General features: G+C 52.6%; 7 protein-coding genes. All 7 read left to right on the top strand.

What is annotated here, in order from left to right:
• The first annotated feature begins 455 nt into the window (after positions 1 to 455).
• The 7 genes from QME66_11935 to nifS all read left to right on the top strand — a co-directional run bounded on the left by QME66_11935 (position 456) and on the right by nifS (position 8,077).
• Positions 456 to 2,000 (top strand): YifB family Mg chelatase-like AAA ATPase, encoded by a 1,545-nt coding sequence (locus QME66_11935; protein MDI6809673.1) that lies wholly within the window; start codon positions 456 to 458, stop codon positions 1,998 to 2,000.
• Between the two features lie 217 nt (positions 2,001 to 2,217).
• The gene (locus QME66_11930) at positions 2,218 to 2,844 is read left to right on the top strand and encodes a tetratricopeptide repeat protein (protein MDI6809672.1); all 627 of its coding nucleotides are present in this window, start codon (positions 2,218 to 2,220) and stop codon (positions 2,842 to 2,844) included.
• A gap of 11 nt (positions 2,845 to 2,855) precedes the next feature.
• Positions 2,856 to 4,349, top strand: a complete 1,494-nt coding sequence (locus tag QME66_11925) for a helix-hairpin-helix domain-containing protein (GenBank protein ID MDI6809671.1) — start codon at positions 2,856 to 2,858, stop codon at positions 4,347 to 4,349.
• 222 nt (positions 4,350 to 4,571) lie between these two features.
• The gene (locus QME66_11920) at positions 4,572 to 4,892 is read left to right on the top strand and encodes a hypothetical protein (GenBank protein MDI6809670.1); all 321 of its coding nucleotides are present in this window, start codon (positions 4,572 to 4,574) and stop codon (positions 4,890 to 4,892) included.
• A 129-nt stretch (positions 4,893 to 5,021) separates the two neighbouring features.
• Positions 5,022 to 6,149, top strand: coding sequence for a tetratricopeptide repeat protein (locus tag QME66_11915; GenBank protein MDI6809669.1), 1,128 nt, complete (start codon positions 5,022 to 5,024; stop codon positions 6,147 to 6,149).
• Positions 6,150 to 6,369: 220 nt separating this feature from the next.
• Complete coding sequence (locus QME66_11910) at positions 6,370 to 6,834, top strand: Rrf2 family transcriptional regulator (protein MDI6809668.1); 465 nt, start codon at positions 6,370 to 6,372, stop codon at positions 6,832 to 6,834.
• A 70-nt stretch (positions 6,835 to 6,904) separates the two neighbouring features.
• The gene (nifS, locus tag QME66_11905; GenBank protein MDI6809667.1) at positions 6,905 to 8,077 is read left to right on the top strand and encodes a cysteine desulfurase NifS; all 1,173 of its coding nucleotides are present in this window, start codon (positions 6,905 to 6,907) and stop codon (positions 8,075 to 8,077) included.
• The last annotated feature ends 101 nt before the right edge of the window (positions 8,078 to 8,178 follow it).

Here is an 8,178-nt window from a genome sequence, read left to right as displayed (position 1 = left end):
TAACTTGTGGCACTCGATACCATGTTCATGTAAGTTTATGCATAAAGCAGGCTAGATATGGAGAGATATAACCAAAAGGTGTGTAAATAAGTAAGAAGGCGGTGTACTCTTTCAAGCTTGAATTCCACGAACCGCCGGTACTAGCCGGCAGAAAGGAGTACACCACCGTGGGTAATGGAAGCAGGAAACCTGGGCGTGAGTCAAGAGTTTGTTACGAGAATTTGGAGGAAAATAGTGACAGTCACCTATTTTTGCCATCCTTGGCCGACGGTTTTGCCAGATTTTTGTCTTGACTGTGCGGCGCAGATGGCAAATCATAAGTATTGAAAGAAATAACCCCATCGCTTGCAATCATCTCTCCCTGGTCTCTTCCCACGATTCTCTTCCTCAAATTACAGTGCGGGTTCCAGGCCCTTGGCCCTTCGGTCATTTCTTGCACGTCGAGGATGAAAGCAGTGAGTTTGTCGAAAGTTCTCACAGGCGCACTTTCCGGATGTGACGGCTTCCTCATCGAAGTTGAAGCCTGTCTCACAAGAGGACTTCCGGCCTTCTCGACTGTCGGGCTTCCTGACGTCGCAGTGAAAGAAAGCAGGGAGAGAGTGATGGCCGCGATTCTCAACTCGGGATTTAGTTTTCCTTCGAAGAGGCTCACCGTAAATCTTGCTCCGGCCGGCGTCAGGAAGGAAGGTGCATCGTTTGATCTGCCCATAAGCATTGGAATCCTTGCTGTGAGCGGTCAGCTCGCGGCTGACAAATTGAGCGAATACATTATCCTGGGTGAGCTTGCGCTTGATGGGAGACTGAGGCCTGTGCGCGGAGTCCTGCCTGTCGCAATTGCAGGAAAAGAGAATGGAGTGAACGGGATCATCGTGCCTCACAGGAACGCAGAGGAAGCATCGATTGTGGACGGCGTCGAGACCGTTCCTGTTCGGAACCTGAAGGAAGTCGTCGAGTTTTTGTCCGGCCGGATTTCACGCAATGAGCTTCTGACGAAAGTCAGGCCGAGAGCGGCTGAGCCGGAAACTGAGAACGAAGACATGAGCGACATAAGAGGGCAGGAGTATGCAAAAAGGGCCCTGGAGGTGGCCGCGGCAGGCGGGCACAATGTTCTCATGATAGGCCCGCCTGGTGCCGGAAAGACCATGCTTGCGCGAAGGCTCTCGTCCGTTCTCCCACCTCTCACAAAAGAGGAGAATCTTGAGGTGACGAAGATCTACAGCGTTGCGGCGAAGCTCGGAAAGCTTGGAAGCACCGGACTCAGGAGACCTTTTCGATCCCCGCACCATACGACAAGTGATGCAGGAATGATCGGCGGCGGGAGACTTGCAGGGCCCGGGGAGATAAGCCTCGCGCACAGGGGGGTTCTCTTTCTGGACGAGCTCCCGGAATTCAAGAGAAATGTCCTTGAGTCCCTGAGGCAGCCCCTCGAAGAGGGCAGGGTGCTAGTGACCAGGGCGGCGTACGCTGTGACCTTCCCCTGTTCGACAATGCTTGTCGCGGCCATGAACCCCTGTCCCTGCGGCTACCTTGGCGATGAGACCAGGGAGTGCAGATGCACGCCGCTTCAAATAACAAACTACCTCGGGAGACTATCCGGCCCCCTCATTGACAGGATTGACATTCATATTCATGTGAGACCGCCGAGATTTGGGGAGCTTCTGGGTAGAGCTTCAGGGGAAACGTCTGAACTCATAAGGGAAAGGGTCGGGACTGCAAGGGGAAGGCAGGAAGCAAGGTTTGGGAACGACGGGAGAGCAGTCACAAACTCTGCCATGAACGAAAATGATATCTCGAAGTTTGTGCCGTTGGGGAGCGATTCCCAGGAACTTCTCAGGGCGGCATTCTCACGGCTCGGTCTGAGCGCGAGAGCCTATCACAGAATCCTGAAGGTTGCCCGGACGATCGCCGATCTCGCCGGCAGTGACAAAGTCATGGTCCAGCATGTCAGCGAGGCCATACAGTACAGATCACTGGATTTTCTACACACGAGTGCGCTCTGAAGTCATTTTCTGTTCGGGGAGACATCGCTTGATTCCTGTGCTCAGGAAAGTCACTTCATCCCAGACCACCGCAGTGGTTGCCCGCCGAGTGCGGAGAATTCACAATTGGAATTGTGTCATGTGTCCCCGAATTCGCTGTTGACTTAAACGGAACACTTGAGCTACCGTTCTTGAGATAGGCACTCCTAGAATCGCATACAGAAAAGGAGCCTCTGCCATGAAGAAGATCTCATTATTTGGATTTCCGGCTGCGGTAACGGCGCTCCTGCTTCTCCTCCCGGGTCTTTGCCTTGGTGCCAAGAAGGAGAAACCGCTGAGTCCGGATGAATTGATCTCGAAGTACGAGAAACTCGTGATATCGGACAGTCTGAATGCACGCAATCATTTTGAGCTCGCGAATGCGTACTACGACCGGGACAAACCTGGAGATGCAGAACGCGAATACAGGACGGCGATCAGACTTGACCCCAAACTCTCTGAAGCTTACACGAATCTGGGGGCGCTTCTCAATGAAGTGGGCAGGGCTTCTGACGCAATTGAGATTCTGCAAAAAGTGTTGATAAGGAATCCGAAAGATCCGCTTGCAAGGAGCAATCTGGGAAACACCTACTACTCTGAGAAAAGGTATTCCCTGGCAGTGAGTGAATTCATGCGGGCGATAGGTGATGACCCCAAGTGCTTTCAGGCGTACTACAATCTCGGCGTTGCCTTCGCGGACGCGGGGATGTACCGGGAGGCGAGAAGGATGTGGGAAAAGGTCGTTTTGATTGCTCCTGATTCTCCTGTGGCAGTCACTGCGAAAGACAATGTGAAGACTGTCAAAGAGCTCGTTGGAGAGCGCTAGGCAAGTTACCCGTGCCCTCCTCTAAGGAGATAGAACAGGAACTGACGCGAATCCCGGGTATCGGTTCCTCCGCCCTTGCGAGGTTTTCAAAAGCCGGCATCACGAGTATTAGGGAAGTTCTGCAGCTGGACGCTCTTTCACTCTCCAGAAAAACCGGCATCTCAATCTTCAAATTGGTCCATATCCAGGCGACGCTTGACCTGAGCGAATCCTTCAGGCTTAACCCCAATGTCTCGGATGCATTGGTCAAGCAAGGTATCTTATCCCCTCAGGATCTTTTCTCGAGAAGCTTGAAGGACATCGAGGACTTTCTGAGCCTCGGACCTTCACGGCCGGCACGCAGGAAGGATGCCGTCACACTGAAGAAAAGAATCCAGGAAATCAAGAGAAGGAAGCTCCTCGTAATCGTCTCGTCACGAAACGCCCTTCTGGATCTCTTCGGCGAAAAAGGGTTCTCGAAGATTGACAAATCTCTGAAAAGGCTTGTTTCTACGCTCTCATCCAGGAAGATCGACGTTATCTGTCTCTATTTGGACACGGACTCCGTGAGCCAGTTCGGCCTGAAGCCATCGAAGAAGATCAATCCCGGAGGAACAAAGAAGGCCCTTGATTCAATAGATTTCAAGCTTGCATCAAAGGAACCGGGAAAACGGTATTTTCTCCTGCTTGGAGGGCACAATGTTATCCCGTTTTATTCCTTGAAGAACCCGGCGGTTGACAGCGACGAAGAGGTGCTCTCGGACAATCCTTATGCTTCCTCCCACCCAGGGAACGAGCCTGATGAATGGCTTGTTCCAGAAAGGTCTCTCGGGAGGCTTCCCTGCGGAAATGAAGGAGACGTTTCGCTTCTTCTTTCGGAACTTGAGGTCATGGAGATCTCCAGCCCGATACGGTCCAAAAAGGAGGCCCTGGGCTACTCTGCGAAGGTGTGGGAAGACGCTTCGGAAGAGGTATTCTCAATGGCCAAGCGGAGTGGTGACATTTTCCTTTCTCCGCCGCTTAACACGAGGACCTTCATGAGCAATTGGCTGAAGGGCAGTGGCCTCAACTATTTCAATCTTCACGGCTCAAAGGAGGATAAGTTCTGGTTTGGCCAGGATGGAAGCGAGTTTCCGAGAGCGCTGAGTCCCGAAATAATAGCGGCCGGGAATGTGAGGAACTCGCTCGTCGTGACCGAGGCCTGTTATGGCGGATACGAAGCCGGCAAGGAGTCCTCAAACTCGATCTGCCTTCAATTCATGCATGGGAAAGCGGCCGGACTTCTGGGTTCAACGACGGTCTCCTACGGCTCAGAAGGACCTCCTCTTGGTGAAGCTGATCTTCTTTCTTCAAAGTTTCTGGAACAGGTGAAAGCGGGAGCCCTCTTCGGGGATGCTCTCGCAAGGGCGAAGGCCGAGATGGCGTCAGAGCTCCTGTTGAGCCAGGGGTACCTTGATGAAGATGACAAGAAGACGCTGCTCCAGTTCGTTCTCTACGGAAACCCGCTTGGCTCTATGATATTCTAGTGTGCCGTCCTAGAAATAACTTTACGAAATGCAGGACGTTTCGTAAGGCACACTGCCAGGGGGTATGAGGGGGTCGTGGCCGACCCCCTAAGGGGTTACAGTTGCGAAAGTTGCCCGTGGCAAGTTTCGAAATGTCATAGGGGCGATAGCCCCTGTGAAAGTGCTGGGGCACCGCATAATAAGTTCGCGAACTTATGTGACACAGCACTAGCGAGGGTGAATATGGTCTCAAAAGAGATTGTGAAGAAGGTGACCAGTCAGATTGCCAAGAAGTATCCCGAGCTTTCAGGGGTGGAGCCGGTTGTTGAAGAAAGAATAGCGGCTCCGGCTGAAGCCGTCATCTCAGCGCTCTCTAGAGTCGACAGGAAACTCGTGGCCACTCTGCAAAAATCAAGGACAGTGACAAAGCAGAAACAGGTGAAGATGTACGTCGCAAGGTTTGAGAAAGTCGTTGTGACACAGAGAGGCGACCGGATAAGGAAGATTGTGAAAGTAAGCTTTGACAGAAACGGAGAGATTCTCAAGACTGTAGTTTCCAAGTGACCCCGGCTGTGATGAGGGAGCTATCCGGTCCGCGTCATCCGCGTCATCCCCGCTTTTGTTTTCTCCGTGCTTGATTTTTGGGAAGAGGATTTGTTAGATTAGTCTGAACATGAACAGAAAGGAGCCTGAATGAGACTCGCACTTAGAATATCCATCCTATTGTTTGCCGTTGTCGTCCTCTTCCTGCCGGGATGTGCTGCCCAGAAAGGGCCGAAACCTGTCGCCCTGCCGGTTGCTACCGAGGAAGAAGAGGCGCTGAAGTTTGCCCTGGCCGGCAAAGACTCGCTCCTTGCAGGGAGGTACGAAGGTGCAATAGCGCTCTTCAGACAATCACTTGAGAAGGTCCCAAATTATGTTGATGCACAGAAGGGACTGGCCATAGCGCTCAAAGAGGCCGGTAAGAATGAGGAGGCCATCGCCGAGCATCTTAACGTGCTGAGGACATTCCCGGATGATGCCCAGTTCCGGGCAGGACTTGCCTATCTCTACCTGGTCAGCGACAGTCTGGATAGAGCAGTGGAGGAGTACCTTAAGGTTGTAAGGAAGACTCCGGACGATGACAAGATCTATAAGAATCTCGGCTACATCTACTCCAAGAAAGGCTCATTTGCAGACGCGGTCATGGCTTATGAAAGATCTCTTGAGATCAGGCCGCGTGACCTGGAGACTCTCAAGAGTCTCGCCACACTCTACATGGAAAACGACCTTCTTGCCGAAGCCGCCGATGTCTTTGAGAAAATCTTCGCTGCGGATTCGTCCGACGTATCTGCTGCGAGAAACCTTACATCGGTCTCGATGAAGCTGGAGAACTATCCAAGGGCAATAGCGGTTTGCAGGAGAGTCCTTGTGCTGGATCCGAAATCAGATGGCGACAGATTCATTCTTGCAAATGCCTACCAGAGAGCCAAACAGACTGACAAAGCCGCGGCTGAGTTCGAGACAATAATCGCGGGGAACCCCGATTACAGAGGGGCATATTGCAGCCTGGCGCAGATATATAATGAGAAAAACCTGCCGGCAAAGACAATAGCTCTTGCCTCGAAAGGAATTGAGAAGGATCCCAACTCCGCGTGCCTGGTCTGCGCCTGGGGGAAAGCGCTTGAGCTGCAGAGCAAGTTCGAAGAGGCGATACAAATGTTCTCAAAAGCATCAGGAGATGCCCAGTGGGGTCAGTACGCCGAGACCATGATAAAGAGACAGCAGTCTCTCATCGACCGGCGGGAGTTCGAGAAAAAGAAGAAAGAAAGGAAACGCTAGAGTAGAAGAAAGACAGAGTAGCCCCCGGCGAAGATACAAGAGTAGCGGGAAGTCGTGGTGAGGAGTTCTCGGGGGCGGTACGGGCCGCCCGGACCGGAATATGGAGTAACGGAAGATTGTTTGAACCTGAGGGCAGGGGAATTGTACGATGGCCCAGATGCGGCCTTTTTGTATCGTGTAATTCTGACTGAAACAGTCAGGATTAAGTAAGGATGCCAATATGAAACTCTCGACTGCCGGAAAGTACGCGATAAGAGCAATGTTTGAGCTTGCACTGAGACACGGAAGCGGTCCTGTTCCAGCGAAAGACTTGACAAGAAGTCAGATGATACCTTTTGAATATCTTGAGCACCTGCTTGCCAGGCTGAGAAAAGCCGGGCTCGTGGAGAGCATCCGCGGAGTCAAGGGAGGCTACAATCTCTCAACTTCGCCGCGAAAGACAAGAATCGGTGACATCTTGAGAGCTGTCGAGGGACCGCTTGAGCTCGGATCATGCGCCTGCGCATCTTCATCCCATGTGAAGTGCGGAAGGGCTGAGGACTGTGTTTCGAGGCTCATCATGGTGAAGCTCGGGAGCGAAATATCAAGAGTGCTCGATGAAATCACGCTTGAAGACCTGAAGAAGGAAGTGCGGGGGACAAGAACCCGTTTGAAGGACGGATACCTGGTGTCGTGCTCTCTGTAGGCGGGAAAAACAGTGGTGCAGTCCCGTTTTCTGGAAGAGTGCCGGATAGAAATAGGGGGAGGAAAGTAACGTGAGGCGCATTTACTTTGACCACAATGCTACAACGCCTGTTCATCCAGACGTTCTGGAAGCCATGCTTCCATTTTACAAGGAGAAGTTTGGGAACCCGTCGAGCATTCACGGATTCGGGCAGGAGGCAAGAAGCGCGGTCGAGGCCGCGAGAGGGAATGTTGCGGCTATTCTCGGATGCGACAAGGGCGAGATTATCTTCACGAGCGGAGGGACTGAGGCCGACAACCTTGCCCTGGTTGGGGCAGCCAGGGCTCTCAGGAAAAAGGGCGAGCACATTGCGATAAGTTCGATCGAGCATCACGCAATCCTGAATACCGCAACTGCCCTTCAGAAAGAGGGATTTCGGATTGCGGCAATTCCCGTTGACAAGTCCGGAATTGTAGACCCCGAAGACGTCAAGAAGGCACTTGAAAAGGACACAATTTTTGTGAGCATCATCCACGGAAACAATGAAGTAGGGACCATCCAGCCCATAGAGCAAATAGGCAAGATACTGAACGAACGACAAGTTCTCTTTCACACAGACGCGGTTCAAACGGTCGGCAAGATGAGGACAAATGTTCGTGAACTCGGGGTTCAGCTTCTTTCACTCTCAGGACACAAGATAAACGGGCCGAAAGGGATCGGCGCGCTGTTTATGAAGAACGGTGTCAGGATCGAAGCTACTATGAGAGGCGGGCATCACGAGAAGGGGAGAAGGGCAGGGACTGAGAACGTCCCAGGGATTGTCGGACTTGGAAAAGCCTGCGAAATTGCCATGGGGGAAGGCGAAGCCGAGCAGAAGACTGTGAGAGAGCTGAGAGACCGGCTTGAGAAGGGAATCTTGGAGAGAATTGACGGCGTGACTCTGAACGGTCACCCCGCGAAGAGACTTGCCGGGACGACAAACCTCTCATTCGGGACGGTCGAAGGTGAATCCATGATCTTGAGTCTCGATATGGAAGGGATCGGCGTCTCGTCCGGGTCTGCGTGCACATCCGGTTCTCTTGAACCTTCGCACGTTCTCGTCGCCATGGGTGTTCCGCCCGAGAGGGCTCAGAGCTCTCTTCGCTTCAGTCTTGGAAGAGGAAACACAAAGGAGGAAGTCGATTTTCTCCTGGAGGTTTTTCCAAAGATTGTTGAAAGGTTGAAAGCGATGTCTCCGCTTGCGAACAGAGCCAAGGTTAAATGAGGAGGAAGGCCTTCTAGTGTGCCGTCCCAGAGATAACTTTACGAAATGCAGGGCCTTTCATAAGGCACACTGCCAGGGGGTATGAGGGGGTCGTGGCCGAC

The organism is Candidatus Eisenbacteria bacterium (assembly GCA_030017955.1).
Taxonomy (GTDB): Bacteria; Eisenbacteria; RBG-16-71-46; order JASEGR01; family JASEGR01; genus JASEGR01.
This window is presented reverse-complemented; position numbering and strand designations above follow the sequence as displayed.